The 489-nt window shown below is 56.0% G+C and carries 1 protein-coding gene; it reads left to right on the forward strand.

Translation table 11 applies throughout. The features are described from left to right. The coding region (locus A3709_RS21835) for a VCBS domain-containing protein (RefSeq protein ID WP_197484365.1) at positions 1-489 on the forward strand (489 nt) is incomplete at both ends.

Raw genomic sequence — 489 nt, forward strand, 5'->3', positions numbered from 1 at the left:
CAGTCTCGGTTGTCTACGCGGGTGAGCGCGATTGGGTGGCTGAATCAGCACTGGCTGATGGCAGCAACCCGGGCAGCCCCGATGAAGCCACTTCCGGTGACTTCAATATCACCCACACTGGCACTGATACTACCGACAAGTTGGAAGTGCAGGACAAGGACGGCAACTACATCGATGTAACTGCCGGTGGCGTGGTGCAGGGTGAATACGGTGAATTGGTTGTAGCCCAGAACGGCGACGACTACACCTGGACGTATACGCTCAACGGTGCAACCGATGAGCATACCGACGACGCCATGGTCGAGGAGAAAGATACGCTGCCAGAGAGCTTCGCTGTGCGCGTAACTGACAGCGATGGTGATACTGACGATGCCACGCTGGAAATCGATGTACGTGACGATGGTCCGCAAGCGGTGGACGATGGCGCCTTCGACGTTGAAGAAGACAGCACAGAGGTCATTAGTTTCGCTGATGTGCTGGACAACGATA

Source organism: Halioglobus sp. HI00S01, assembly GCF_001635445.1.
In the GTDB taxonomy this organism is placed as follows: Bacteria; Pseudomonadota; Gammaproteobacteria; order Pseudomonadales; family Halieaceae; genus Halioglobus; species Halioglobus japonicus.